The organism is Pseudoflavonifractor sp. HCP28S3_F10, from assembly GCF_052065415.1.
Taxonomy (GTDB): domain Bacteria; phylum Bacillota; class Clostridia; order Oscillospirales; family Oscillospiraceae; genus Pseudoflavonifractor_A.
The window spans coordinates 1-26,976 of the sequence record NZ_JBQHUB010000004.1 but is presented as its reverse complement, the minus strand read 5'-3'; the positions used below and the strand labels follow the sequence as shown (position 1 = coordinate 26,976).

Annotated in this window: 26 protein-coding genes and 1 other annotated feature; of the genes, 11 read left to right on the top strand and 15 right to left on the bottom strand. The window is 64.0% G+C overall.

Annotation, left to right across the window (positions count from 1 at the left end; all coding sequences use genetic code 11):
• Positions 1-250 precede the first annotated feature (250 nt).
• On the top strand, positions 251-973 hold the full coding sequence (locus tag ACTNBZ_RS03115; RefSeq protein ID WP_441208193.1) for an AzlC family ABC transporter permease: 723 nt from the start codon (positions 251-253) through the stop codon (positions 971-973).
• A complete protein-coding gene (locus ACTNBZ_RS03110; protein ID WP_441208192.1) occupies positions 967-1,341 on the top strand; it encodes a branched-chain amino acid transporter permease in 375 nt (124 codons plus the stop codon). The genes ACTNBZ_RS03115 and ACTNBZ_RS03110 overlap by 7 nt, the downstream gene beginning before the upstream one ends.
• Positions 1,342-1,407: 66 nt before the next feature.
• Here the strand turns inward: ACTNBZ_RS03110 and ACTNBZ_RS03105 are convergent, their stop codons facing one another.
• From ACTNBZ_RS03105 to ACTNBZ_RS03085, 5 genes are all read right to left on the bottom strand, one after another.
• A complete protein-coding gene (locus ACTNBZ_RS03105; protein ID WP_441208190.1) occupies positions 1,408-2,547 on the bottom strand; it encodes a hypothetical protein in 1,140 nt (379 codons plus the stop codon).
• Positions 2,548-2,771: 224 nt separating this feature from the next.
• Entirely contained in the window at positions 2,772-3,584 is an 813-nt protein-coding gene (locus ACTNBZ_RS03100) for an HAD-IIB family hydrolase (protein WP_441208189.1), read from the bottom strand.
• A 31-nt stretch (positions 3,585-3,615) separates the two neighbouring features.
• Positions 3,616-4,530, bottom strand: a complete 915-nt coding sequence (locus tag ACTNBZ_RS03095) for an RluA family pseudouridine synthase (RefSeq protein ID WP_441208188.1) — start codon at positions 4,528-4,530, stop codon at positions 3,616-3,618.
• Positions 4,505-4,990 (bottom strand): signal peptidase II, encoded by a 486-nt coding sequence (gene lspA / locus ACTNBZ_RS03090; protein ID WP_441208187.1) that lies wholly within the window; start codon positions 4,988-4,990, stop codon positions 4,505-4,507. Before lspA ends, ACTNBZ_RS03095 begins: the two co-directional genes overlap by 26 nt.
• A gap of 6 nt (positions 4,991-4,996) precedes the next feature.
• Complete coding sequence (locus ACTNBZ_RS03085; RefSeq protein ID WP_441208186.1) at positions 4,997-5,170, bottom strand: Arc family DNA-binding protein; 174 nt, start codon at positions 5,168-5,170, stop codon at positions 4,997-4,999.
• A gap of 135 nt (positions 5,171-5,305) precedes the next feature.
• Between ACTNBZ_RS03085 and ACTNBZ_RS03080 the strand changes: the two genes are divergently transcribed.
• Positions 5,306-5,488: a hypothetical protein gene (locus ACTNBZ_RS03080; protein ID WP_441208185.1), complete on the top strand. Its 183-nt coding sequence runs from the start codon at positions 5,306-5,308 to the stop codon at positions 5,486-5,488.
• 230 nt (positions 5,489-5,718) lie between these two features.
• Complete coding sequence (locus ACTNBZ_RS03075) at positions 5,719-6,174, top strand: hypothetical protein (RefSeq protein WP_441208184.1); 456 nt, start codon at positions 5,719-5,721, stop codon at positions 6,172-6,174.
• A gap of 322 nt (positions 6,175-6,496) precedes the next feature.
• Here ACTNBZ_RS03075 and ileS read toward each other — a convergent pair whose 3' ends face one another.
• The 10 genes from ileS to miaB form a co-directional block, all read right to left on the bottom strand.
• Entirely contained in the window at positions 6,497-9,253 is a 2,757-nt protein-coding gene (gene ileS, locus ACTNBZ_RS03070) for an isoleucine--tRNA ligase (protein ID WP_441208182.1), read from the bottom strand.
• A gap of 131 nt (positions 9,254-9,384) precedes the next feature.
• Positions 9,385-9,623, bottom strand: a binding site (T-box leader).
• Positions 9,624-9,690: 67 nt separating this feature from the next.
• Positions 9,691-10,443, bottom strand: a complete 753-nt coding sequence (locus ACTNBZ_RS03065) for a DivIVA domain-containing protein (protein WP_441208181.1) — start codon at positions 10,441-10,443, stop codon at positions 9,691-9,693.
• 46 nt (positions 10,444-10,489) lie between these two features.
• On the bottom strand, positions 10,490-10,966 hold the full coding sequence (locus ACTNBZ_RS03060; RefSeq protein ID WP_441208180.1) for a cell division protein SepF: 477 nt from the start codon (positions 10,964-10,966) through the stop codon (positions 10,490-10,492).
• A 71-nt stretch (positions 10,967-11,037) separates the two neighbouring features.
• On the bottom strand, positions 11,038-11,757 hold the full coding sequence (locus ACTNBZ_RS03055) for a YggS family pyridoxal phosphate-dependent enzyme (RefSeq protein ID WP_441208179.1): 720 nt from the start codon (positions 11,755-11,757) through the stop codon (positions 11,038-11,040).
• A gap of 39 nt (positions 11,758-11,796) precedes the next feature.
• Entirely contained in the window at positions 11,797-13,083 is a 1,287-nt protein-coding gene (locus tag ACTNBZ_RS03050; RefSeq protein ID WP_441208178.1) for an HlyD family efflux transporter periplasmic adaptor subunit, read from the bottom strand.
• Between the two features lie 72 nt (positions 13,084-13,155).
• Entirely contained in the window at positions 13,156-13,413 is a 258-nt protein-coding gene (hfq, locus tag ACTNBZ_RS03045; protein WP_441208177.1) for an RNA chaperone Hfq, read from the bottom strand.
• 117 nt (positions 13,414-13,530) lie between these two features.
• A complete protein-coding gene (mutL, locus tag ACTNBZ_RS03040) occupies positions 13,531-15,555 on the bottom strand; it encodes a DNA mismatch repair endonuclease MutL (RefSeq protein ID WP_441208176.1) in 2,025 nt (674 codons plus the stop codon).
• Between the two features lie 76 nt (positions 15,556-15,631).
• The gene (locus ACTNBZ_RS03035) at positions 15,632-16,330 is read right to left on the bottom strand and encodes a lysostaphin resistance A-like protein (RefSeq protein WP_441208175.1); all 699 of its coding nucleotides are present in this window, start codon (positions 16,328-16,330) and stop codon (positions 15,632-15,634) included.
• A gap of 43 nt (positions 16,331-16,373) precedes the next feature.
• Positions 16,374-18,980, bottom strand: a complete 2,607-nt coding sequence (mutS, locus tag ACTNBZ_RS03030) for a DNA mismatch repair protein MutS (RefSeq protein ID WP_441208173.1) — start codon at positions 18,978-18,980, stop codon at positions 16,374-16,376.
• 85 nt (positions 18,981-19,065) lie between these two features.
• Positions 19,066-20,469, bottom strand: coding sequence for a tRNA (N6-isopentenyl adenosine(37)-C2)-methylthiotransferase MiaB (gene miaB / locus ACTNBZ_RS03025; protein ID WP_441208172.1), 1,404 nt, complete (start codon positions 20,467-20,469; stop codon positions 19,066-19,068).
• Between the two features lie 307 nt (positions 20,470-20,776).
• Between miaB and ACTNBZ_RS03020 the strand changes: the two genes are divergently transcribed.
• The 7 genes from ACTNBZ_RS03020 to ACTNBZ_RS02990 all read left to right on the top strand — a co-directional run.
• Entirely contained in the window at positions 20,777-21,844 is a 1,068-nt protein-coding gene (locus ACTNBZ_RS03020) for an alanine racemase (RefSeq protein ID WP_441208171.1), read from the top strand.
• A gap of 67 nt (positions 21,845-21,911) precedes the next feature.
• Positions 21,912-22,355, top strand: a complete 444-nt coding sequence (dtd, locus tag ACTNBZ_RS03015) for a D-aminoacyl-tRNA deacylase (protein ID WP_441208170.1) — start codon at positions 21,912-21,914, stop codon at positions 22,353-22,355.
• A gap of 218 nt (positions 22,356-22,573) precedes the next feature.
• Positions 22,574-23,182 carry an MBL fold metallo-hydrolase gene (locus tag ACTNBZ_RS03010; RefSeq protein ID WP_441208169.1) on the top strand — a complete coding sequence of 203 codons (609 nt, stop codon included), beginning with the start codon at positions 22,574-22,576 and terminating at the stop codon, positions 23,180-23,182.
• A 36-nt stretch (positions 23,183-23,218) separates the two neighbouring features.
• Positions 23,219-24,721, top strand: coding sequence for a coproporphyrinogen dehydrogenase HemZ (gene hemZ, locus ACTNBZ_RS03005; protein ID WP_441208168.1), 1,503 nt, complete (start codon positions 23,219-23,221; stop codon positions 24,719-24,721).
• Positions 24,722-24,742: 21 nt separating this feature from the next.
• Positions 24,743-25,690 (top strand): uridine kinase family protein, encoded by a 948-nt coding sequence (locus ACTNBZ_RS03000; RefSeq protein WP_441208167.1) that lies wholly within the window; start codon positions 24,743-24,745, stop codon positions 25,688-25,690.
• 63 nt (positions 25,691-25,753) lie between these two features.
• Positions 25,754-26,578, top strand: coding sequence for a P-loop NTPase (locus ACTNBZ_RS02995; protein ID WP_441208165.1), 825 nt, complete (start codon positions 25,754-25,756; stop codon positions 26,576-26,578).
• A gap of 95 nt (positions 26,579-26,673) precedes the next feature.
• On the top strand, positions 26,674-26,976 hold a 303-nt coding region (locus ACTNBZ_RS02990), incomplete at its 3' end, for a transposase (protein ID WP_441208164.1).

Sequence of the window (26,976 nt, the reverse complement as noted above, 5' to 3'; positions counted from 1 at the left end):
TTATACCGGACCCTTTTGAAAAAACAACCACATTTTGTGAACAATCCGCCCCCCGGCGGGCGGCCTGTCTATTGTATCACGTTTTCCGGTGAAATGGTACTCTGCCGCTCCCCGCCGGGCGCGGTCCCTGCGGGTATGAAAAACTGCCGGAGCCGCGCCGGCCCCCGCTTGCATTTTCTCTGCTCTTTTAGTACAATACCGTATTAGACTCCGCGTTTTATATCATTTCAATGGGGAAGTGACCAAACCTATGGACCGCAAAGCACTGGCCGCCGCCTTTCCGGTGACCATCCCGGTCCTGATGGGCTATCTGGCCATCGGCATTGCCTTTGGCTTCATGCTCCAGTCCATCGGCTACAATTTTATCTGGGCCTTTTTCATGAGCCTGACCATCTACGCCGGCTCCGGGCAGTACCTGGGGGTAAGCCTGCTCTCCTCCTGCGCCGCCCTGGGCACCGTGGCGCTGATGACCCTGATCATCAACTTCCGGCACCTGGTGTACGGCCTGTCCATGCTGGAAAAATTCCGCGGCATGGGCCTTCGGAAATTCTACATGATCTTCTCCCTTACCGACGAGACCTATGCCCTGCTCAGCTCGGTGCAGGCCCCGGTGGGAGTAAATCCCCGGAATTTCTATTTCTCCATTGCCCTGCTGGACCAGTCCTACTGGATCCTGGGTTCGGTGATCGGCGCGCTGGCCGGGGCCCTGCTGCCCATCGACACCACCGGCATCGACTTCGCCATGACCGCCCTCTTCGTGGTCATCGCCGTGGAACAGTGGGAGAGCTACAAGAGCCATCTGCCCGCCGTGCTGGGCGCGGCCACCACTCTGGTGAGCCTGCTGCTGGTGGGCAAGAGCAATATGCTCCTCCCGGCGCTGGGGGTCATCGTGCTGGCGCTGCTCCTTTTGCGGGACAGGCTGGACGACCCCGGCGTCCCCGCCTCCGCCGGAAAGGAGGCGGGCACATGCTGACGCCCCTGCAGGCCGTGGCCTCCATCGCCGTGATGGCCGCCGTCACCTTCCTCACCCGGGCCATGCCCTTCCTGTTCTTCGACCGGGGGGAGCACCCTCCCAAGCTGGTGCTCTATCTGGGCCGGGTCCTGCCTCCCTCCATCATCGCCATGCTCATCGTCTACTGCCTCAAGGACAATATCGTCGCCTTTGCCACCGGCCTTGTCTCCGGCGGACTGCTGGAGGCCGCCGCCCTGGGCCAGTGGCTCCCCGGCTTCATCGCCGCGGCAGTGGTGGTGGCCCTCCATCTGTGGAAGCACAACAATCTGCTCTCCATCTTTGGCGGCACCATCCTGTACATGGTCCTGGTGCAGACCGTCTTTGCCTGAACAATATGTCAAAATGGCCGCCCTTAACGGGCGGCCATTTTTATGTCATGATGCGCAGCGGAAGTCTTACTTCTCGTCCTCCCTGCGGCGGAGAAGGGCGGCGCCGGCCAGGGTCAGGCATGCGGCGCATGCCGCCAGAACGGCGGTCATTCCGGCAGCGGGAGCCGCGGTCATGCCGGTCTGGGGCAGCTCACCCAGAGGCGTAGGCTCCTCCACAATCTCAGGCTGGGGCTCTTCTGGCTCAGGCAGCAGGGCCAGGGGGACTTCAGGCTCCTCCAGCGTCACGGTCTCCTCAGGCTCGGGAAGGACCGCCAGAGGGACTTCGGGCTCCCCGATCTCAAGCACTTCCTCCGGCTGGGGCTGGGGCTTTGCGCTGAGTCTGGGAGAACGGCTGGGCTCGGGCTCCTCGCTGGGCTCGGGACTCGCGCTGGGCTCGGGAGTCTCGCTGGGCTCGGGAGTCTCGCTGGGCTCGGGACTCGCGCTGGGCTTGGGAGTCTCGCTGGGCTCGGGACTCGCGCTGGGCTCGGGGGTCTCACTGGGTTCGGGGGTCTCACTGGGTTCGGGGGTCTCACTGGGCTCGGGGGTCTGGCTGGGCTCGGGAGTCTGGCTGGGCTCGGGGGTCTCACTGGGTTCGGGAGTCTCACTGGGTTCGGGGGTGTCACTGGGTTCGGGGGTCTCATCAGGCTCTTCGGGCTCCACGCCGTAGTCACCAAAGTAGAAATGGCTGACGCTGCCGGTATTGGGGGCAAGAACATAGATCTCGCCGTCCAGTTCCACCACATAATAGGTGGCGCTGCCGCCCTTGCCGGTGTTCGTGTAGGTATCCGGACAGCCATCGAAGCGCATCACCTGTTTGCCAGGGGACAGGTTGCCCTGACCCTTGTTCCGGGCCAGGATGGCCTGCTGCATATCGGCCCACTCCTCATCGGTCAGGTCCAGACCGGTGTAGACGATGCTCCACGTGGCCTGCTTGATGCCCACAAAGGTGTGGCCGTTCAGGGGCGCGCCCACATATTCCTCAGCGCCCTCCTCCGGGGTGAGGGTGAAATCGTCGCCGCACTTGTAGACGATGGTGTACTCCTCCTCGTGGATCTGCCCACTGTTGCTGATCCCCTCGGCGGCCAGCGCGCTCACGGGCAGCAGGCCAAGGACCATGGCCAGGGTGAGAAGGATGGAGGGCAGAGGGCCATTTCGCTTCATTTTCATGATTCATTCTCCTCTTTCTTATATAGTCACACATTTATCCGTTTTTATTTTACTTTTTCTCTTGTTGTGACTCTATCATAGCATCCCGCGGTTACATCCCGGTTACATTTTCATATTTTTCTGTACATCTTCAAAATTTTTTCTTCTCTTTTGGCAAAAAGTTTCCCCCGCACCCGAAGGCGCGGGGGAAACTCCGTTCTGTCTCTGTCCGGTCGACGCTATGCTCAGGGGTAGATCTCATCCAGGATGGAGATGACCTGGGCGATGCAGCTCTCGCCGCAGGAGGACACCATCCGGGCGCCCCACTCCTTCACCGCCGGGGCGCTGTTGGCCGGGGCGAAGGGGATGGCCGACACGGCCAGCATGGGGATGTCGTTCTCGTTGTCCCCCACGCAGTAGATATGTTCCCGGGAAATGCCCAGCCGCCTGGCCAGCTCCAGCACCATGCCGCCCTTATTGCTCCCCTTGGCGGTGAGCTCCAGCAGCACCTGGTTGGAGAAGATGGCCTCATAGTGCTCCCCCCACCGGTCCAGGATGTACTTCCGGGCCCGGTCCAGAACGGAGCGGCGGTCGTGCTCCAGCAGAACCTTGGACAGGGGGCCGGGGATATCCCGGATGGCCTTCTCCTCCCCCCGTGCGCCGATGCGCCTGAGGTGGTTGCGGGTGATGACGTTGGGGTTGTGGAGGTAGATGTCGTCCCCGTGATAGGCCTCAAACCCCACCTGGGGCACCACGAAGGTCAGCTCCATCAGGTCCCCCAGAACCCGCTGGGGGAGGAAGGTCTCATACACCGTCTCCCCGGTGCGGTAGTCGTGCAAGGCCGAGCCGTTGGACAGGATCACCGGCGCGTTGATGGGCGCCAGGCCGAAGCAGGGGGCAAAGGCGGGCCGGGCCCGCCCGGTGGCCACGGTGAACCGGCCTCCCTCTTTCACGAAGTACTCCACCGCCCGCCGGTTCTCCTCCGAAACTTTTACCTGATCGTCATAGAGCGTATCGTCAAAATCGGTGGCCAGCAGCACACCGTCGAATTTTCCCAAAGGGATCACCTCTTCCGCTTGATAAGGGGCTTTACCCCATGCGCCGCAGCTTCTCCAGCACGGCCCGGAACCAGTCGGGCAGGGGGCACTCCACCGTCACCCGCTCCCCGGTGCGGGGATGGACGAAGGAGAGCCGCCGGGCGTGGAGGCACTGTCCCGCCAGGCCGGGGTAAGGATGCTTGCTGCCGTAGACCACATCTCCCAGCAGCGGATGGCCGATGGAGGCCATGTGGACCCGGATCTGGTGGGTACGGCCGGTCTCCAGCCGGCACTGGATGTGGGTATAGCCGGAGAACCGCTCCAGCACCGTCCAGTGGGTCACCGCCGCCCGGCCGTGGAGGTGGTCAACGGCCATCTTCTTCCGGTCGGTATGATGCCGGCCAATGGGAGCGCTGACGGTCCCCGCGTCCTCCTTCAGTCCGCCCACGCACACCGCCTCGTACTCCCGGTACAGGCTGTGGTCCTGGAGCTGTTCGGCCAGGGAGAGGTGGGCAAAGTCGTTCTTGGCCGCGATGATAAGGCCGGAGGTGTCCCGGTCGATGCGGTGGACGATGCCGGGGCGCAGCTCCCCATTGATGCCGGACAGGCCCTCCCCGCAGTGGTGGAGCAGGGCGTTGACCAGCGTCCCGTCCGGGTGACCCGGCGCCGGGTGGACCACCATGCCCACCGGCTTGTTGACCACGATCACATCGGCGTCCTCATACACCACGTCCAGGGGGATGTCCTGGGGCGCGATGTCCACCGGGGCGGGGTCGGGGAGGATCACGGTGAACACGTCTCCCGCCGCCGTTTTGTCATTTTTCTTCACCGGCGCGCCGTTCCGGGCTACCCGGCCCTCCTCCATCAGCCGCTGGGCGGCGGAGCGGGTCAGCTCGGGCAGCACCCGGGCCAGGAAGGCGTCGGCCCGCTCGCCGGCACGGTCAGCCGTCAGCTGCAGGGGCGTCATGGCCGCTCTCCTTTCCCTCCAGCTTCTCGTAGAGGAAGAGATAGTACAGGCAGAAGGCGATGCCCCCCACCACCACGCAGATATCCGCCACGTTGAACACGGCGAAGTCGATGAAGGTCGTCTCAAACATGTCGGTGACAAAGCCGAAGGCCGCCCGGTCGATGAGGTTGCCCACCGCTCCCGCCAGCACCAGGGCCAGGGGCAGCCGCCCCCAGGGGTGGCGGAACACCTTCACCATCAGCACCGCCACCGCCGCCGACGCGGCCAGCGACACCAGCGTCAAAAGCCAGGTGTGCCGGCTGAGCATGGAGAAGGCGGCCCCCGTGTTCCGAATATAGGTCAGGTCCATGATGTGGGGGAGGAAGGGGATGGACTCCCCCAGGGGGATGTTGGCCCGGACCAGATATTTCACCAGCTGGTCCAGCGCCACACAGAAAATCACGATCACAGCATAGAGCATGGGCGGTTACTCCTTGGGCACGGCGATGGGGCCGTGTTCTTTTTCATAGGCCTCTACGTGCTTCTTTACAAGATATTCGATCTCTTTATTGAGAGACCGGCTGTTCTGCGCCGCGATATAGCGCAGCTTTTCCCGCAGCTCGTCATCCAAACGGAGGGGGAAGTTATACGAGACAGACATATATGTCCCTCCCTGTAAATGATATCATAATTATATCAAAATGACGTAATAAAACAATAACGCAATAATTACGTCATTTTAGCGTTGACTCCTATGTTTGATAGCGTTATAATGACGTCATAAAGGAGGGATACCATGGAAGAAGAAAAGGTATGCGGCACCTGTGAGCACTTTGCCCAGCACTACCGCAAGTCGGGGGAACGCTACTACGAGGTGGCCTGCGGGCACTGCAAATACCCCCGGGTCAAAAAACGCACCCGGGACCAGACCTGCCCCCACTGGACTCCGGCAAATCCTTCGCCTCCCCGTAAACGGTAGGGCGGGGCGCCCTCGCCCCGCCGTTTTTTCCCATCCCTTGCCCCGCCGTCTCCTCCCGCCGCACCGCCCCGATCAAAAACAGCCGCCCCCGGATCTGCCGGGGGGCGGCTGAATCAATGCTGCAATGATGAAAATCCCTGCCTTCCTGTTGGGTGTTCCGGCGTTGCGGGGCATACAGAAGTATAGTACAATATTTATGAATGATATACAGATCGGAGGGATGTTGTCAAATGAAATTAACCACGTTTCAAAAGCGGCTTTTAGGCGGTCTTATCCCCCTTGCGCTCTATGCCGCGGTTATCCTGTTCCGGTTCATTCCGTATGTTCTGAAACACAGCTATGACTCCCAGCGGTTTGAAACAGCTGCGGCTGTTCAGGCCCTGCTTCAGGAGACGTCCGGTTTTCCTTCTGTTCGTTCTTATACAGAGTGCTCCTCCGATACCTTCCATCTTTTTTGGGTAGAAGGCAACGAGGACTATTGCTACCTCTCCTTCACACGTCCGAACTATCTGCCCAATTTTTGTCTCCAAACCAGCCGCCCTGTTACCCCACAGGAAATGCGGACCGACATATTCCAATTCGCGGAGCGGCTGGACAATGCAGACTATGTAGTCCGTTTGAAGGAGCATCGAATTGAGCTCTGGCTGGATGGGCTCCTCGTCCAATGCGCAGACACATCCCCATAGTAATGTCTGCTGAATAAACCGCTTTGCGGTTTATTCGTTCGGCACCAGCCGCACAATTCGATCAAAAGGGCCATTCTCAGACCTTTTGATCGAATTCAGGCATTGCTGCAATGCGTATTTCCGATGAAGCGCCGCAGCGCTTCATCGGAACGTGCAAGGTTTTTGGGCAGTTTTGCCCAAAAACCTTGCGCCCGAACAAAGCTGATTGGCCTTGTAAGCCTTGGCTTTCAAGGCCAATCAGCTTTGTTCAGTACGCATTATAGTAAAATCGCCCCCGGCTTCGAAAGCCGGGGGCGATTCTTATGAGGCAGCAGATCAACGCTTACTCGCCCAGCACGTGGGCGCAGCGGTCGCAGAGCTGGGCGTGATGGCCCTCGGCGCCGATGTGCTCGCTGTGCTTCCAGCAGCGGGGGCACTTTTCGCCCCGGGCCTGGCTGACCGAGACCGAGAGCCCGCCGCCCACGGTCACATGGGCCTGGGAGACGATGAAGAGGTCGGCCAGCTCGGCGGCGTCCATATCGGCCAGGAAGGCATCCTCAGCGGGGACGGTGACGGCCACCATGGCCTCCAGGCTCTTGCCGATCTTCTTCTCATTGCGGGCGGTCTCCAGGGCTGCGTTGACCGCGTCCCGGACAGAGATGACCTTGTCCCAGCGGGCCATGGTCTCCGCGTCCAGCGCGTAGCCGGCAAAGGGCTGGTTCATCTCGTTGAGGACCACGTTGCGGCCGTCATCGCCCTGGCGGTGGGGCATGGCCTGCCAGATCTCGTCGCAGGTAAAGGCCAGGATGGGGGCGAAGAGCTTGGTGATGGTGTCCAGGATGAGCCACAGGGCGGTCTGGGCGGAGCGGCGGATGAGGCCGTCCTTCTCCTCGCAGTAGAGCCGGTCCTTGATGATGTCCAGATAGAAGGAGCTCAGCTCCACCACGCAGAAGTCGTTGATGGCGTGGGACACCACGTGGAACTCGTAGTTGTCATAGGCGGCGAAGCACTTTTCAATGAGCTGGTTGAGCTTGGTGACGGCCCATCGGTCCAGCTCCACCATGTCCTCAGGCGCGACCAGGTGGTTGGGGTCGAAGCCGGAGAGGTTGCCCAGGCAGTACCGGGCGGTGTTGCGGAACTTCAGGTAGTTCTGGCTGAGCTGCTTGAAGATCTTGTCGGAGCAGCGCACGTCCACATGGTAGTCGGCGGAGCCGGCCCACAGGCGCAGCAGGTCGGCGCCGTACTTCTTGAAGATGTCGGCGGGGTCCACACCGTTGCCCAGGGACTTGTGCATGGCCTTGCCCTCGCCGTCCACGGTCCAGCCGTGGGTGACGCACTCCTTGAAGGGAGCGCCCTGGCCCAGCGCGCCCACGGCGGTGAGCAGGCTGGACTGGAACCAGCCGCGGTACTGGTCCAGGCCCTCCAGGTACATGGTGGCGGGCCAGAAGCCCTGGTCCTTCTTCATGGAGGCGAAGTGGGTGGAGCCGGAGTCGAACCAGCCGTCCAGGGTGTCCTCCTCCTTGGTGAAGCCGTGATTCTTGCCGCAGTGGGGGCACACGAAGTCCTTGGGCAGGATATCCTCAGCCTCCATCTCGTACCAGGCGTTGGAGCCCTTCTCGGCGAAGAGCGCGCTGACGGCCTCAATGGTCTCGTCGGTGCAGACGGGCTTGCCGCACTCGGCACAGTAGAACACGGGGATGGGCAGGCCCCAGCGGCGCTGGCGGCTGATGCACCAGTCGTTGCGCTCCCGGATCATGGACTTCATCCGGTCGATGCCCCAGCCCGGGACCCAGCGCACGTCGTCGCAGGCGGCGCAGGCCTCTTCCTTAAAGGCGTCCACCGAGCAGAACCACTGGGGGGTGGCCCGGAAGATGATGGGGCTCTTGCAGCGCCAGCAGTGGGGATAGGAGTGGACGATCTCCTCACTGGCGAAGAGGGCGCCGCTCTCCTTCATGTCGGCCAGGATGACAGGGTTAGACTCGTCGGTCTTCATGCCGGCGTACTTGCCGGCATACTCGGTGTGGCGGCCCCGGTCGTCCACGGGCACCACCATCTCCATCTTGTAGCGCTTGCAGGTCTCGTAGTCGTCGGCGCCGAAGCCGGGGGCGGTGTGGACGCAGCCGGTACCGGAGTCCATGGTGACGTACTCGGCGGTGCACAGCTGGCTGGTCTTGTCCAGGAAGGGGTGCTGGGCCAGCATATACTCAAAGTCCTGGCCCTGGAACCGGGCCACAGTCTCATAGTGCTCAAAGCCGCCGATCTTCATGACCTTCTCGCACAGGGCCTCGGCCATGATATACATCTCGCCGTTATCGGCCTTGACCAGCACATAGCTCTCCCGGGGGTGGACGGCGATGGCCAGGTTGCCGGGCAGGGTCCAGATGGTGGTGGTCCAGATGACGAAGTACATCCTGGAAATATCGCCGTACTGGCCCAGCTTGCCCAGGTCGTCCTTCACCTGGAACTTGACGTAGACGGTGGTACAGGGATCGTCCTGGTACTCGATCTCGGCCTCGGCCAGGGCGGTCTCGTCCTTGGGGCACCAGTACACGGGCTTGAGGCCCTTGTAGATATAGCCCTTCTTGTACATCGCGCCAAAGACCTTGACCTCCTCGGCCTCAAAACCGGGGTCCATGGTCTTGTAGGGGTGCTCCCAGTCGGCCAGCACGCCCATGCGCTTGAAGCCGTCCATCTGGATGTCGATATACTTCTGAGCGTAGTTGTGGCAGGCGGTGCGGAACTCGGGCACGCTCATGTTCTTGCGGTTGAGCTTCTGCTCCTTGATGATGGCGGACTCGATGGGCATGCCATGGTTGTCCCAGCCGGGGATATAGGGGGTGTAGTAGCCCCGCATGGCATACATACGGGTGATGAAGTCCTTGATGGACTTGTTCAGGGCGTGGCCCATATGCAGGTTGCCGTTGGAGAAGGGAGGGCCGTCGTGGAGGGCGAAGAGGGGCTTGCCCTCGTTCTTCTTCAGCATCTCATGGTACAGGTCCATGTCGTTCCAGCGCTGGAGCATCCCCGGCTCACGGTTGGGCAGACCCGCCCGCATGGGGAAGTCGGTCTGAGGCAGGTGTACGGTCTCGTTGTAATCCATTGGTCGTTTTCCTCCGTTATATCGTTACTTTTTGTTTCCTCTCCTTGGGCAGATATCCCGCCCGGCAGCTCCGGGGCCCATCCGCTTCCGGTCCGGGGCGGGCGGCAAAAAAACGCCTTTGTCTCTCCTTTACAAGAGACAAAGGCGTTTATGACCTCTGCGGTACCACTCTTTTTGCCGCGCAGGGCGGCCCCTCAATCCGTGCCTTTGGCACGGGGGCGGTATAACGGCCGCCGGCCGTCCGGGCCTACTGCTCTTCAGCCGGACGCTCCGAGGTGATCTTCCCGCTCCGTCCCTGTCCGCCTTGCACCAAACGGCGGCTCTCTGTGCAGGGGAATGGGGCGCTACTTGTCCTCATCTGCGCGTATTGCAATATTTCCTGCGCCGTTTCGGCGCAGAGATATCTTATCCGCTTTGGTCCCCTCTGTCAAGAGGGGTCACTTGATTTCGTAATCCTTGCCAAACTGCAGGTTGGAAAAGTCGATCCGCTTGGTGGGCGCGGTGTCGTCCGGATCCTCCTCCGGCCGGGTCTCCATGGGCTGGCGGACCGGGCGCTTGTGGCGCTCGCCCTCGGCGGGGTTCATGTTCAGCTCCATCAGTTCGGCATAGAGCCCGCCGTCGTTTTTATCCTCCACCGGCACCTCGATGGTGATCTTCTCCTCTTCCTTCACCGCCTCTTCCACGGCCTGGCCGATGGCCTGGGCGGCAGCCTCCACCTGGTCGGGCTCCTCCGCCGGGGCGGTGAGCTCGCTCAGGGAGGCCAGGTAGTCCATCTCGTTCTGGTAAAGCTCCTTCAGCCGCTCCACATACTTGGCGGTGGACTGGCGGGCGGCAGTGAGCCGGGCCTCCTCGTCGGCGATCTCCCGCCGCAGCTGGGCCCGCCGCTCCTGGGCATCGGCCTCCACGCTCTTGAGCAGTTCGACCTTCTTGGCCTCCGCCTCGGCCACCATCTCGTCGGCCATCCGCTGGGCGGTCAGCAGGGCCTTGCGCATGGCCTCCTCGGTGGAGCGGTACTCCTCCACCTTGTCCACCAGCACCTTCATCTTGCTCTTCAGGACGGCGTTCTCCTTATAGAGCGATGTATAGTCCTCGGTAAGCTGGTCCAGGAACTCGTCCACCATGGCCATGTTGTATCCTCCGAACGAGGCCTTCGCAAAGGCGTGCTCAGAGACTTCCTGAGGCGTCAGCATATCGTAATCCCCCGCTTTTCGTTCATCTCATTCTCTCCGGCTGCACTTAGAAATACAGCCCGTTGTTCTCCAGTTCGTCGATCAGATCGCCCAGGATGTCCACGTTGTAGGGCGTGATGATGTAGGTGGCCAGGGCCACCTTCTTGATCTTGCCCTCGTTGGCGTAGGCCACGCCGGACAGGAAGTCCAGCAGGCGGCGGGCGATGTCCTTGTTGGTGGACTCCAGGTTGAGCACCACGGTGCGCTTCTCCCGCAGGTGGTCGGCGATCTCGGCCGCGTTCTCAAAGCGGTCGGGCTTGACCAGCACCACCTGGAGCTGGGTGGTGGTGTGGATATTGACCACCTTGTTGCTCCGGCGCTCGGGCTCCATGTTGAACGAGCCCGTGTCGCGCTTGGGCGCGGCCTTGCGGGGCTCGCTCTGCTCAGCGCGATTCATCTCGTCGAAATCATCCTCAAAATCGTCCATAGAATCCTCATCCTCATACGGGCGGGCAAGCCGCTTGAGTTCATCGATAAATCCCATATTGGTCTCCTTCTGATGCCATTGGTACCGGTCCCGGAACAGTCCCGGCGCAAAAGGCTCGCCGCCTTTTGTCACTCCTGCCGCGCCTGCCCCATGGGGGGCCTGGGCCCAAAGAGGGCGGTGCCCACACGGACCAGGGTAGCCCCCTCCCGGACGGCATCCTCGTAATCCCGGCTCATCCCCATTGAGAGACAATCCATAACGCAATTATTATCATCCAACTTTTCCTTTATGTCAACAAAAAGCTGTCGCATTTCCGCAAAAAAGTGACGGTTTTCCCCCTCGCAGGCGGCGGCGGGAGGGATGGCCATCAATCCGCGCAGCCGCACATGGGGCAGAGCGGCCGCCTTTTGGGCCAAGGCAGGCAGCTCGGCCACGCTCAGGCCGCTTTTGCTCTCCTCTTCACCCACGTTGACCTCGATCAGGATGTCCTGCACCACGCCCACCTTGGCGGCCCGGTCCTCAATGGCGTCCAGCAGATGCTCCGAGCTCACCGACTCGATCAGATCCACCTTGCCCACCACGTATTTCACCTTATTGGTCTGCAGATGGCCGATGAAATGGATCCTGGCCCCCTCATAGGCGTTGTCCGCCAGGTGGGCTGTCATCTCCTGCACCCGGTTCTCGCCGCACACCGTCACGCCGGCGGCGATGGCCGCCCGGATGGTCTCGGAGGTCTGGACCTTGGTGGCCGCCACCAGGGTGATCTCCGCCGGGTCCCGGCCCACCTCACGGGCCGCCGCGGCGATCTTCTCCCGCACCTTCTGAATGTTCTCTTCCAACAATGCCATAACGCGCACCTCTGTTTCTCTGTTGATGCAAACTCCGGCCTACCGGATGACCTTTCCGTCAAAGAGGTCCCGTCCGGCCACGATGATCTCATCGCCGGCCCTCAGATCCTTCCGGGCGGCCTTGGGATCGTCGGGCGACACGGCCCGGACTACGCAGTAGTCGTCCCGCTGGTCCAGGATCTCCACCGGCTTGAATTCGGCCTGGGCCCCTACCAGGGCGTACACCCCCGTGACCTGGCGTTCCACGGTCTGTCCGCTCTCCTCGTCCGTCCCGGTCTCGGTCACCACCCGGATGGCGTTTTTGGGCACCCGGATGCCGCTCTTGCTGCTGAACACCAGGTCCACCGTCTGCCGCCGCAGCAGCGTGGTGTCGGACAGGAAGCGGGTGGAGGACAGGATCACCGTCATCCGCCCGTCCTGGGGCGGACCGATGCGCTCCACCTTCATGGAGACCTCACCCGCCCAGTCCCGGGAAAAGCGCACCTTCACGGTGCCTCCCTCGGTCAGGTGGCCGGCCTCCTCCTCTGAGAGGGGGCAGACAAAATACCACTTTGTGTCGGTGATGAGCTTGCCCACCGCCGCGGCGTCCTGAGCCGGCTTTTGGGCGGCCAGACGGTCCAGGTCGGCGGGCGTCAGGGTCTCCAGCCCCTCCAGTGTCAGCAGAGTCTCATACCCGTCCACCTGGCCGGAGAATACCCCCGACTCTTCCACGGCCACCCGGGTGGTATCGGCGGCGGACTGGCTCTGCAGGGCGGCGATCTGGCTGTTCAGGCTTTCCAGCTGGGCCTGCGCCGCCGCGGCCCCCTCGCCTTCACCGCTGTAGGTGTCGGCCCGCTGGTACACCAGCCCCTTGAGCTCCATGGTCTGGTCCTCCAGCCGGGTGAAATCCTCCGCCGCCACCGAGCCCCTCAGAGCCGCGATGGCCTGGATGATCCCAGCGCTGAGGCGGGCGTTGTCGCTGACGTCCCCGCTTTTGTTCAATGCATATTGCAGCTGGTCACGCTCGGCCTCCAGCGCCTGGAGCTGGCCGCGCCGGTCGGCGGCCGCCGTGCTGCTGTAGAGCACCGCCACCGTCTGGCCTCTGGCCACCTTCTCCCCCTCGCTGAAGAGCTGGTCCACCACAGCGGCGGACGCTCCCTGGATCACCTTCTCCTCCCGCGCCAGAAAGCCGGTGGCCTCCATGGCGTCGTCCACCGTGCAGGAATAGGCCGTCACGGTGGTAAAGGGATCGGTCAGTGCGTCCCAGGCGTACACCCCCAGGTAGATCACAATGGCGCCGAACAGCACCAGCATCATGATTCGATTGAGCAGCGCTCCCTGTTTCATCTCTCTTGTTTCCTTCCCCTCCGCCGCCGGAAAAAGCCTCTCCCGGCGGCGGAGGTGTATCTCGCATGTATCTTACCGCCCGCACTGGGCTGCGGGCATGCCCTCATCCTGGCGCAGGTCCACCGGCCGCTCCGGCATGATGGTGGAGATGGCGTGCTTATAGATGACCTGCTGCTTGCCGTCGCTGCTCACCACCACCACAAAGGCGTCAAACCCGGCGATCTGTCCCCGGATCTGGTAGCCGTTCATGAGAAATACCGTGACGTTGGCCCGGCTGTTCCGGGCGCGGAGGAGGAAGAGCTCCTGGAGATTGTTGATCTTTTGCATCATGTGATACCCCTTTTCTTTCTATGGCCGACCCCGAAAGGCCCGCCGCGAGATAGCACTATAATAACCAACATTTTCCATATTCGCCCGTGAAATTTGTCGACACGGCAATTTTTTTGTTCACGAGCGCTTGAACTGCTTCTCCAGCTGGCCCCGGGTCAGCTCGATGGCCACCGGACGGCCGTGGGGACAATACCTGACCGTACCCTCCATCACGGCCCGGGCCACCTTCTCCAGCTCGGTCGGGCTGTTTTTCTGGCCGCCCTTGATGGCCGCCTTGCACGCCATGGTGTGCATCAGCTCGTCCCGTGCCCCCTCCGGGTCGGCCCGGCCGGTGAGGAGCAGCTTCCCCGCCAGCTCGGACAGGGTGCGCTCCACGTCCCCGGCGTCCACATAGTCGGGGCACTGGCGCACGATGACGGTCCCGCCGCCGAAGTCCTCCGCCTCAAACCCGAAGCGCTCCAGCAGCGCCAGGTTCTGGAGGAGGACGGCCCCCTCCTCCGCCGGGGGCGTAAAGACCACCGGCGTCAGCAGGAGCTGCCGCATAGGAGTATACCCCTCCGCCTTGAGCTTGTCAAAATTCATCCGCTCGTGGGCGGCGTGCTTGTCGATGAAGAGCACCCGGTCCCCCTGCTCCACGATGATGTAGGTGTTCAGCACCTCCCCGGCGATGCGCCAGGGCTCCGGCTCAGGCATGGGAGCGGGAGGTTCGGGTATCTCTCTTCCGCCGCTCTCCGCCCCGGGGAGGGAGGAGCCGGCTGCCTTTTCGTCCCTGCGCTCCGCGGCGGACGCCTTGGGCGTCCCGCCGTCTTTCTGTTCCGGGGCCGGGGTCATCCCCTTTTTCCCGTCCGCACGGTCCTCAGAGGACCGGGGCGGGCGTTCCTCCTTCGGCTCCGCCGGGGCGGCGGGCGGACGGGCCGCTCCGCTCCGGGGGGCGGTGAAATCATGGAGAGGCAGGCTGCCCTTCCGCTCCGGCCCGGAGAGGATGCGCTCCAGGGCGGACACTCCCGGCCGCACCGGCTGCTTCCCGGCGGGGCGCTCCGTCCGCCCGGCCAGGGAGCGGTACTGCTCCGCCGTCATGGTCTGGAAGCGGCCCTTGTCCGCTGAGACAGGGGGGCGGGCGGGCGCCTTCTCCAGTACCGCCGCCGGGCGGGTGCGGTCGGCCTCCAGCGCCGATCTGACGGCGTAATACACCGCGTCAAAGACCCGCTTGTCGCTGCCGAACTTGACCTCCTGCTTGGTGGGGTGGACGTTCACATCCACCGCGTTGAGCTTGCAGGTCAGATGGAGAACGCAGCCGGGGAACTTGCCCACCATCTTCTGGTTGGCATAGGCCTCCTCCAGGGCGGCCGTCATGGTGCGGCTCTTCACGTAGCGGCCGTTGACGAAAAAGTGCTGGTATCCCCTAGTCCCCCGGCAGCAGGTGGGCAGGGAGGCAAAGCCGGTGACGCTCATCTCCTCGCCGGAGCCGTTCACCGGCGTCAGGCCCAGGGCCATGTCCCGGCCCAGCACGGCGTACACCGCGCTTTTGAGCTGTCCGTCGCCGGGGGTAAGGAGCTCCTGCTTTCCGTCCCGCAGGAATTTCACCGACACCTCGGGATGGGACAGGGCCAGGCGCTGCACCGCGGCGTACACCGCGGCCCCCTCGGCGGCGTCCTTTTTCATGAATTTCAGCCGGGCGGGGGTGTTGTAAAAGAGGTCCCGGACCACCAGCGTGGTGCCCTGGGGGCAGCCCGCCTCCTCCCGGCCGGTGACCACGCCCCCCTCCAGCTCCAGCGCCGTTCCCATGGCGGCGCCGGCGGTGCGGGTGAGCAGGCTCACCCGGGACACGGCGGAGATGGCGGCCAGCGCCTCCCCCCGGAAGCCCAGGGTGCCGATGGCCTCCAGGTCGTATTCGCTGCGGATCTTGCTGGTGGCGTGGCGGAGAAAGGCGGTCTCAGCCTCGCCGGCGGCAATGCCGCAGCCGTTGTCGGTGACCCGGATGAGGGACATGCCCCCGTGCTGGATCTCCACCGTCACGGCGGTGGCCCCGGCGTCGATGGCGTTCTCGGTCAGCTCCTTGGCCACCGACGCGGGGCGCTCCACCACCTCGCCGGCGGCGATCAGGTCGGCCACATGGGGGTCCAGCGGTCGGATATGAGGCATCGTGTTCCACCACACTTTCTATCAGCAGATCAATGGGTCCGGCGCCCTGTGAGGGCGCCGGGAGGGCCGGGCGCGCTTATCCTCCCACGGCCCGCAGGAGAGCCAGGCCGTTCACGGCCATGTGGAGGAGCACCGCCGTCCACACCGAGCTGCCCGCGTCGTAGCACCAGCTCAGTGCCAGCGCCATGGGCAGGTACCGCCCCGCCAGCAGCAGGTAGCGCAGGTCCACCGCGCCGTAGGAAAAGACGAACTGCCACACGCTGTACAGGGCAAACAGGCCCGCCGACAGCACATAGGCCAGCCCCCGGCTGCAGCGCCGGACCGTTCCGAAGAGGAAGCCCCGGAAGATCATCTCCTCCACAATGGGCATGAGCACCACCAGGATCACAGTGGTAGCGCCCGGCGAGAGCAGGAACTGCTCCCGGTAGTTGTATACGTTGGGGTTTTCCACCGGACAGGGGAGGATCGTCACCAGCGCGCGGAAAAGCTCCGCCCCCGCCAGTCCCACCAGCAGGGCGAACAGGTTCTCGGGCAGGCGGTCCAGCAGCAGCTCGAAATTCCGCTTCAGAAACCGCCAGAACAGCAGGAACACCAGCATCACCGAGATAAGGTAGTAGACCACGTTGGCCTCGGCCACCGGCAGCTCCTCCCCCGTGGTCCGCTGGACCCACGCCATGGCGAAGGGGAATACAAAGAGGTATAGGACCGACAGCGCCGCCCCCCGGACGCACTCGCCGGGGGTCAGTTTTTCCTGCCGGTTTCGGCGGGGATACATGGGCACGCTCCTTTCCGGTGCGGGCGGCACGGGCCGCCCCGGGTCACAGCTTCTGTTTCAGCTCGTAGAGCAGGTTCATGGCCTCGATGGGGGTCAGGGTATTCAGGTCGGTACGGCGCAGGCGGTCAGCCGCCTCGGCGGCCCCCAGGTCCAGCATGGAGAGCTGGCCGTTCCCGCCGTCCGTCCCGCCCTCCGGCGTCTGGGCGCGGTCCGGGGCCCCGGAGCGCTCCAGCTCCTCCAGAATGGCCCGGGCGCGCCTGATGACCCGCTCGGGCACACCGGCCAGCTTGGCCACCTCGATGCCGTAGCTCTGGTCGGCCCCGCCGGGGACGATCTTGCGCAGGAACAGGATGTCGTCCTTTTTCTTCTTGGCGGCGATGTTGTAGTTGCGCACGCCGGGGATCTGCCCCTCCAGCACGGTGATCTCGTGGTAGTGGGTGGCAAAGAGGGTCTTGGCCCCGAGGCGCTTCTTATCGGCGCAGTACTCCAGCACCGCCCGGGCGATGGACATGCCGTCGTAGGTGCTGGTGCCCCGGCCGATCTCGTCCAGGATGAGAAGGCTCCTGGACGTGGCGTTTTTGAGGAGCTCGGCCACCTCGGTCATCTCCACCATGAAGGTGGACTGGCCGGCGCTCAGGTCGTCGCTGGCGCCGATGCGGGTGAACACCCGGTCCACCACGCCGATACGGGCGTATCTGGCCGGGACGAAGGACCCCATCTGGGCCATGAGCACGATGAGGGCCACCTGCCGCATATAGGTGGACTTGCCCGCCATGTTGGGGCCGGTGATGATGGCCACCGTGTGCTCGCCGCCGTCCATATAGGTGTCGTTGGGGACAAAGAGGCTGTTTTTCAGCATCTTCTCCACCACCGGATGGCGGCCCTCCCGGATCTCCACCGTGCCGGACAGGTCCACCTCCGGCCTGCAGTAGCCGCCGTCGGCGGCCACCGCCGCAAAGGAGGTGAGCACGTCCACCTGGGCCGCCGCCGCCGCCGAGCGCTGCACCGCCCCCACCTGGCCGGCGGCCTTCTCCCGGATGGCGCAGAAGAGCTCATACTCCAGGGCGGTGATGCGGTCCTGGGCCGAGAGGATGGTGTGCTCCATGTCCTTGAGCTCCTGGGTGATGTACCGCTCGCAGTTGACCAGGGTCTGTTTGCGGATATAGGTGTCGGGCACCTGGTCATAATAGCTCTTGGAGACCTCGATATAATAGCCGAAGACCTTGTTGAAGCCCACCTTCAGGCTCTTGATGCCGGTGCGCTCCTTCTCCCGGGTCTCGATGGCGGCCACCATGTCCTTGCCGTTGACCATGATGTCCCGCAGGCGGTCCACCTCGGCGTCATAGCCCGGGCGGATAAAGCCGCCCTCCCGCACCGAGAAGGGGGGATCGTCGTCGATGCCCCGGCCGATCAGGTCCCGCAGCTCCGCCAGGTCGTCCAGCTCCTCCCGCAGGGACTGGAGCAGGGGGGAGGGCAGGGGGGCGAGCAGCTCCCGCAGGGCGGGGAGCTTTCCCAGGCCGGCGGCCAGAGCTACCAGGTCCCGTCCGCCGGCAGTGCCGTATACGATGCGGCCGATGAGCCGCTCCAGGTCGGTGATCTCCCGCAGGCAGAGGATGATCTCCTCCCGGGCGATAGGGTCGTTCACCAGGGCCTCCACCGCCCCCAGCCGCTTCCCGATCTGGACCGGGGAGAGGAGGGGCCGCTCCAGCCAGCCGCGGATGAGCCGCCGGCCCATGGCGGTGCGGGTCCGGTCCAGTACCCACAGGAGGGAGCCCTTCTTCTCCTTGGTGCGCAGGGTCTCGGTGAGCTCCAGGTTCCGCCGGGCCGTCAGGTCCAGCTCCATAAACTGCCCCGCGGTATAGTAGTTCAGGGCGGAGATGTGGGAGAGGTCGGTCTTTTGGGTCTCGTAGAGGTAGGAGAGCAGGCCGCCCACCGCCTGCACCGCCCGGACCTGGCCCTCCACCGCGTCCAGCCCGGTCTGAAACTGCTTTTTGCAGGCCGGACCCGCCACGTCGGGGCGGAAGCGGGCCTCGCCCCCGTTCTCACAGCGGCACTCCAGCCGCTGGGTCAAAAATTCCAGCAAGTCCCCGTCGCTGTAAGCCCCGTCGGAGAGCACCGCCTCCCGGGGGGCATAGCGGCCCAGCTCGTTGCGCAGGTGGTCCATGGTCTCAGGGCCGGAAAAGGCGGTCACCGTCATCTCGCCGGTGGAGATGTCGCAGAAGGCCGCCGCCGCCCCGGCCGAGTCCCGGTAGATGGAGCAGATGAAGTTGTTGCGCCCCTCCTCCAGCATGGAGGAGGCGATCACCGTGCCCGGAGTGATGATGCGGATGATGTCCCGGTCCACCAGGCCCTTGGCGGTGGCCGGGTCCTCCATCTGCTCGCAGATGGCCACCTTGTACCCCCTGGCGATGAGCCGGGCGATGTAGGCGTCGGCGCTGTGGTAGGGCACGCCGCACATGGGGGTGCGCTCCTCCTCCGGCTTGCCCCGGTCCCGGCTGGTCAGGGTGAGCTCCAGCTCCCTGGACACCAGCCTGGCGTCCTCGTTGAACATCTCGTAAAAGTCGCCCAGCCGGAAAAACAGGATGCAGTCAGGGTGGGCCTCCTTCATCTGGATGTACTGGCGCATCATGGGGGTGGTGTCTGCTGGCATGGTCATGGCTCCTTTTCTAGTCTCATACGGTGGCTGCCGCCCGGAAGAACGGCAGGGGGGGGGGCCCCCCCCTGCGGGATATAACTCAGGCCAATTCCCCGAACAGGGACCACTTGTTGGCCCCGGTGATCCGGACGGGGACAAACTGCCCGATGAGGGCATCCTCCCCCTCCAGGCGGACCAGGCGGTTGCCGGGGGTGCGGGCGGTGAGGCCCTTGTCGTCTTTTCCGTCCACCAGGCAGCGCAGGGTCTGACCGATATAGGCGGCGTGCTTCTCCTCCGAGATCTGGTCCTGCCGGTCCACCAGGCGCTGGAACTCTCTGAGCTTCTCCTCCCGGCTCATGGGGTCGGGCATAGAGGCGGCGGGAGTACCCACCCGGGGGGAGTAGATGAAGGTAAAGAGGGCGTCGAAGCGCACCTCGTCGATGAGGGTCATGGTCTCCTCAAATTCCTCCGCCGTCTCGCCGGGGAAGCCCACGATCACGTCGGAGGTGATGACCACACCGGGCACCTGTTCCCGCAGGCGGCGGACCTTGTCCAGATACCCCGCCCGGTCGTACACCCGGTTCATGGCCTTGAGCACCCGGTCACTGCCCGCCTGGAAGGGCAGGTGGAAGCAGGGCGCGATCTTATCGCACGCCCCCATGAGCTCGAAGAGCTTCTGGGAGGCGTCCTTGGGATGGCTGGTCATAAAGCGCAGCAGGAAGTCGCCGGGGATGTGGGCGGCCTTTTTCAGCAGGTCGGCGAAATCCATGGGCTCGCTGAGGTCCTTGCCGTAGGAGTTGACGTTCTGGCCCAGCAGGGTGATGTCCTTGTAGCCGGCCTCCACCAGCTCCCCGATCTCCCGCAGGATGGCCTCCGGGCGGCGGCTGCGCTCCCGGCCCCGGACGTAGGGCACCACGCAGTAGGAGCAGAAGTTGTTGCAGCCGTACATGATGGACACCCATGCCTTCACATCTCCCTGCCGCACCACGGGGATGCCCTCGGCGATGGAGCCGGCCTCGTCCGGCGTCTCAAAGACCCGCTTGCCGGTGGCCCGGCAGCGCCACAGCAGCTCGGGGAAGCGCCACAGGGCGTGGGTGCCGAAGAGCAGGTCCACCTGGCGGTAGGACTCCTTCACCTTTTTGGCCACATGGGGCTCCTGGGCCATGCAGCCGCAGAGACAGATGATCTGGTTGGGGTTTGCCTTCTTGGTGTGGGTCAGGGCCCCCACGTTGCCCAGCACCCGCTGCTCGGCGTGCTCCCGGATGGCACAGGTATTCACCAGCACCAGGTCGGCCTTATGCTCGTCATCGGTAAAGCCGTAGCCCATCTGGGCCAGATAGCCCCGCAGCCGCTCGGAGTCAGCCTCATTCTGCTGGCAGCCGTAGGTGTCCACCATGGCCAGGGGGGTGTGGTCCATGGCCGCGTTCATGGCGTGGACCCGCACGCAGTACTCCATCTGGGCCGCGATCTGCTCCTGGGTGATCTGTGTCGTCTCTCGCTTCAAATCCGGTTCCTCCGCTCTTCGTGCCGTCAGCGGGCACATTTTTCAAACGATTTCTTATGCGCATACGCCGTCTCCGACGGCGGGCGCCTGGATCTCAGGCCGCGGCGGGCTCCGTCCGCCGCATGGCCGTTTTTTATAGCTTTGCTGCGCAAAGCTATAAAAAATCATACCACTTTTCCCGGAAAAACACAAGGTTTTCGCCGCTGTGCACCCCCGCGTTTTCATTGACGGAAGAGTTTGGAACGTATATAATGGAAGTGATTTTCTCCAATGGGCGTCAATACCGGACTTCAGAAAGGCGGGAGCCATGAAAACGCTGGTGATCGAGAAAAAAGCCCTGAAAAACAACATCGCCGTGGTGCGGGAAAAGGCCGGACCGGCCGCCATCTACGGCGTCCTCACCGGGGACGGCGGCGGGGTGGGCACGGTGGAGCTGGCCCGGGTGCTGCGGGACGAGGGGATCGGCCGCTTCGCCGTGGCCGAGGTGGCCGACGCCGAGGCCCTGCGCAAGGCCGGCCTGGTGGACGAGGAGATCCTGATGCTCCGCTCCACCGCCGACCGGGAGGAGCTGGACCGCCTGCTGGACCTGAACGTGGTGTGTACCGTGGGCTCGCTGGACGCCGGTCTGGCCCTGAACAGCGCGGCGGAGGCCCGCTCCACCGTGGCCGAGGCCCATATCCAGGTGGACACCGGCCTGGGCTTCGGCGGCTTTCTCACCAGCGAGCCGGAAAAGATCGTCAGCATTTTCCACAGCCTGCCCAATGTGGCCATCTCGGGGGTGTACACCCAGATCCACTCGGTCCATTCCGACGGGCGGGACGCCTCCGGCCAGCTGGACTCCTTCCATCAGGTGCTGGAGGCCGTCCATCAGGCCGGGTTCGAGACCGGCGTGGTCCACGCCGCCGGCTCCTACGCCCTGATGCACTATGACTTTGCCCGGATGGACGCGGTGCGGGCCGGCTCGGTGCTGCTGGGCCGCTGCCGCCGCCGGCGGGGGGACGGCCTGCTCCGGGTGGGCTACGGCGAGGTGCATATCGCCGGGACCCACTGGCTCCCCAAGGGCCACACCGTGGGCAACGAGCTGTGCGTCACCCTGCGGCGGCCCACCCGTGTGGCGGTGCTGCCGGTGGGCTATCAGAACGGCTTCGGGGTCTCCCGGGCCAGGGACGCGGGCTTGCTGGCCACCCTGCGGCGGTGGTGGAACTCCCGCCATGTCACCGTCCGCATCGGCGGGCAGAAGGCCAGGGTGCTGGGCCGCATCGGCGCGTTGGAAACCCTGGTGGACGTCACCGACCTCAAATGCACCACCGGGGACCCGGTCTATTTCGATATCGACCCCATGTACGCCAAGGGTCTCAGGCGGGAGTTCCGGTAAAGCCCGGGCATCCCCCCTCCGGCCCTTCGGGCCGCTTCCCCCATACCATACAGCAAAGGATGATACCATGCGCGCGGTAGTCACACGAGTCAAAAACGCCTCCGTCGAGATCGGCGGACGGGTGAACGGGGCCATCGGGCAGGGCTTTCTGGTCCTGCTGGGGGTGGGCCCCAACGATACCGAAGCCCAGGCCGTGAAAATGGCCGACAAGGTCTGCGGCCTGCGGGTCTTTGAGGACGAAAACGGCAAGATGAACCGGAATCTGGAGACGGTGGGGGGCAGCCTTCTGGTGGTCTCCCAGTTCACCCTGTACGCCGACACCAAAAGCCGCCGTCCCGGCTTCACCGGGGCCGCCAAGCCGGATGTGGCCATCCCCCTCTATGAAAAATTCATGGAAGAGTGCCGCAGCCGGGGCTTTACCGTGGAGCACGGCGAGTTCGGCGCGGATATGCAGGTCTTTTCCCAAAACGACGGGCCGGTGACCATCCTCTTCGATACCGAGAACATGTAAGCCCCGCCGCGCCGAATCCGCGCTCTTTGGCGCGTTCCAAGCGTTTTGGCCCAGCCAAAACCTTGATGCCGGGCGGATTCACTCCGCCCGGGCAGATCAAAAAACGGTATCCCCGCAGGGCTGGCCCTGCGGGGCGCGGATATGCAGGTCTTTTCCCAAAACGACGGGCCGGTGACCATCCTGCTGGACACTGACCTGATGTAATCTGAGGTGATCTTATGGTGATCAAAACCATTCTGCTCCCCGCCGTGTCCACCAACTGCTACGTGGTGGCCGACGAGAAGGCCGGGGTCTGTGCCATTATAGACCCCGGCGACCCCGATCCCCGCATCCTGAACACCGTGGCCGAGGAGGGCTGGCAGGTGAAGTGCATCCTGCTCACCCACGCCCACTACGACCACACCATGGGCATACCCGAGCTGCGCCGCCAGCTCCCCGGCGTGCCGGTGTACGTCCACCCCGGCGACGCGGAGATGCCCAAGCCCTTCTTCCGCATTGAGGAGATGGGGGAGCTGACCTTCTATGAGGACGGCAGCCACGTCTCCGTAGGCGACGTGGACTTTGAGGTCCTCCACACCCCCGGCCACACCGCCGGCTCGGTGGTCCTGCGCGCCGGGGACACCCTGTTCACCGGCGACACCCTGTTCAAGGGCTCCATGGGCCGCACCGACCTGCCAGGCGGCAGCCATGAGGATATGAGCCGTTCCCTCCGCCGTCTGGGCGCCCTGGAGGGGGACCTGAAGGTCCTGCCCGGCCATATGGACGCCTCCACCCTGGACCACGAGCGCAAGTACAACTACTACCTGAAGGAGGCGATGAAGGGATAGGTTTTTTGCCCGTCCCTTTGTCCAAGAGGATCTGGTATGCTTCTCTGCCTGCAAGGACATGACTATAAGTACGCCGCCGAGCAGATGCTGCTCACCCTCTTCCCGGAGGAGCGGCCCGAATACCGGCAGTCCCCCGCCGCGCCGGGGGAAAACGCCGTCACCCTGTCCCTCACCCGGGAGGGGGATACGCTGCGGGCCAGCGCCCATCTCTCCTACGGCGGAAAAACCGCAGTGGGGGAGGACTCCGCCCCCGCCGCCCTGTGTGCCGACGAGCTGAGCCGGGACCGGGTGTGCCAGCGCATTTTGAAGCTGGCCTTCTACCGGGCGGGCGTCCGGGTGCTGGACCGGGAGCCCCCCTGGGGGGCCCTTACCGGGGTGCGCCCGGTAAAGATCCCCACCCGGGCCATGGAGCGCGGCCTCTCTCCGGAGGAGGCGGAGCGGGAGCTGCGGGAGACCTACTATGTCTCCCCCGGCCGCTCCGCCCTGGCCATGGACTGCGCCCGGGCCAGCCTGAAGGCCAAAAAGAGCCTGCGCCCCGACGAGGTCTCCCTCTATATTGGCATCCCCTTCTGCCCCACCCGCTGCGCCTACTGCTCCTTTGTCTCGGCTGACGTGGGCCGCTCGCTGAAGCTGCTCTCCCCCTTCCTGGAGGTGCTCTTTCAGGAGATTGACGCCACGGCGGCGCTGCTGAAGGAGACCGGATACCATGTGCGCACCATCTACGTGGGAGGCGGCACCCCCACCACCCTCAGCGCCCCCCAGCTGGACGCCCTGCTGGGCCGGGTGGGGGAAAAACTGGACCTGTCCCGCTGCACCGAGTACACGGTGGAGGCCGGCCGGCCCGACACTATCACCGCCGACAAGCTCGCCGCCATCCGCCGGGGCGGCGTCCAGCGGGTATCGGTGAATCCTCAGACCATGGAGGACCATGTGCTCGCCGCCATGGGCCGAGCCCACACCGCTGCCGACATCCTGCGGGCCTTTGAGCTGGTGCGCTCCTCCGGCATCCCCTGCGTCAACATGGACCTGATCGCCGGACTGCCGGAGGACACGGCGGAGGGCTTCTGCGCCTCCCTGGACCAGGTGCTCTCTCTGGAACCCGAGAATATCACCGTCCACACCCTGGCCCTGAAGAAGGGCTCCCGCCTGATGGGGGACGGCACCGGCCCCGCGCCGTCGCTGCCCACGGCGGAGGCGGTGGATGCCATGCTGTCCTACGCCTGGTCCGCCCTCCGCGCCCACGGGCAGACGCCCTACTACCTCTACCGGCAGAAGTATATGTCCGGCTCCTTCGAAAATGTGGGCTGGACCCTGCCCGGGTGGGAGAGCCTGTACAACATCTGCATGATGGAGGAGCTCCACACCATATTGTCCCTGGGCGGCGGCGGCATCACCAAGCTCATCCACCCCGCCACCGGCCATATCGACCGGCTGGCCAACCCCAAATATCCCCATGAATATGTGAACAGTGCGGAAAAACTGCTGCTGGCCAAGCGCCAGGCGGCGGAGTTTCTCACACAGCTGCGTCGGGGCGGATAACGCCCCGGAAAGGAGGTCACCATGGCCTATCAACTGCAGGAGATCCTGACCAAGACCAAAGCGGACCCCGCGGCCTTCCTGGCCGAGTGCGACGGCGCCTATCACAAGCGGATCAGCCGCGCGGTGGACCGTATTCTGGAGCGGATGGAGATCAGCCCCATCGTGCTCCTGTCCGGCCCCTCGGGCTCGGGCAAGACCACCAGCGCCCTGAAGCTGGAGGAGGAGCTGGAGCGCCGGGGCGTCAACGCCCACACCATCTCTCTGGACAACTACTTCAAGACCATGGACCGCTCCACCGCGCCCCGCACCCCCGAGGGGGACATCGACTTTGAGTCCCCCCAGCTGCTGGACATGGAGCTGCTGGACGATACCTTTACCAGGCTCTCCCAGGGGCAGGAGGTCATCATCCCCAAGTTCGAGTTCTCCCGCCAGATGCGCAACGACGCCCGGGGCCGCCCTCTTCGGCTGGAGAAAAATGAGATCGCCATCTTCGAGGGCATCCACGCCCTGAACGACGATATCGCCGGCCGCCATCCGGAGGCCACCACCCTGTATATCTCGGCCCGCTCCAACATTCTGGACGGGGATGCCCTGCGCTTCAAGGGCACCTGGATGCGCATCACCCGCCGGGCGGTGCGGGACTATAACTTCCGGGGCACCGACCTGACCGACACCCTGGCCATGTGGCACAACGTCCGCCGGGGCGAGAAGCACTATATCTCCCCCTTCAAGAACCGGGCCACCATCATCGTGGACTCCTCGCTGCCCTATGAGGTGCCCGTTTTCGCCAACTACGCCGCTCCTCTGGCCCAGGCCCTGGAGGATCTGCCCGCGTCCAATCCCCGCTGGAAGGAGCTCCACGACCTGGTGGATTCCTTCCGCTGGTTCGAGCCCATCGACCCCGCCCTGGTCCCGCCCAGCTCCCTCATCCGGGAGTTCATCGGCGGCGGCACCTACAAGTACAAATAAACAGGGGCTTTCGCCCCTTTCCCACTACAGTTTTGCACAACACAAGAAAGAAGGATGCGACCAATGTCCGAATGTACCCACAACTGCTCCTCCTGCGGCGAGAGCTGCGGCGAGCGCACCGAGCCCCAGAGCTTCCAGGCCAAGGCCCACGACCTCTCCCACGTGAAGAAGGTCATCGCCGTGGTCAGCGGCAAGGGCGGCGTCGGCAAGAGCCTGGTGACCTCCTCCCTGGCCTGCGCCATGCGCGCCCGGGGCAAAAAGGTCGGCATCCTGGACGCCGACATCACCGGCCCCTCCATCCCCAAGGCCTTTGGCATCCACACCCGGGCCATGGGCAGCGAGCTGGGCATCTATCCGGTGGACTCTGAGGGCGGCGTCCAGGTGATGAGCCTGAACCTGCTCACCGAGAACGAGACCGACCCCGTGATCTGGCGCGGTCCCGTCATCGCCGGCACCGTCAAGCAGTTCTGGACCGACGTGATCTGGGGCGAGGTGGACTATCTCTTCGTGGATATGCCTCCCGGAACCGGCGACGTGCCCCTGACCGTGTTCCAGTCCCTCCCCGTGGACGGCATCATCGTGGTCACCTCTCCCCAGGACCTGGTGAGCATGATCGTCACCAAGGCCGTAAAGATGGCCGAGATGATGAACATTCCCGTGCTGGGCCTGGTGGAAAACTACAGCTACTTCCAGTGCCCCGACTGTGGCAAGCAGCACAAGATCTTCGGCGAGAGCCACATCGACTCGGTGGCCGTGGAGCACGGACTGAAGGTGCTCGCCCGCCTGCCCATGGACCCGGCTCTGGCCGCCGCCTGCGACGCGGGGAAGATCGAGTCCTTCCAGCCCAACTACCTCTCTGGCGTGGCCGCCATGCTGGACGAGATGTAAGGCCCCATAACAAAAACAGTCCCCCGGTCCCACGGTGAACTGCACCCCATTTGTTAGACAGTATGATATACTATCTAACAAGTGGGGTGTTTACTATGCCAAAAGGGATCCCAAACAAACGATATATGCCAGAATTTAAGAAACTGGTGATAGAAACCATGCAGGAAGAAAAACTGAGCTATCGAGAAACAGCCCAGCGATTTGAGATCAACGATCACAAACAGATCATGGCGTGGGAGCGCATCTATCTGGCAGAAGGCCCGGGAGGCTTCACAATTGAACGCCGGGGGCGTGGCAGCAAAGGGCGTCCGCCAAAGCGGTTGCCAAAAGAGGTGGAAGAAGATCTGCTGGCCGAGGTACAGCGGCTGCGTGCAGAGAATGAATACCTAAAAAACTTG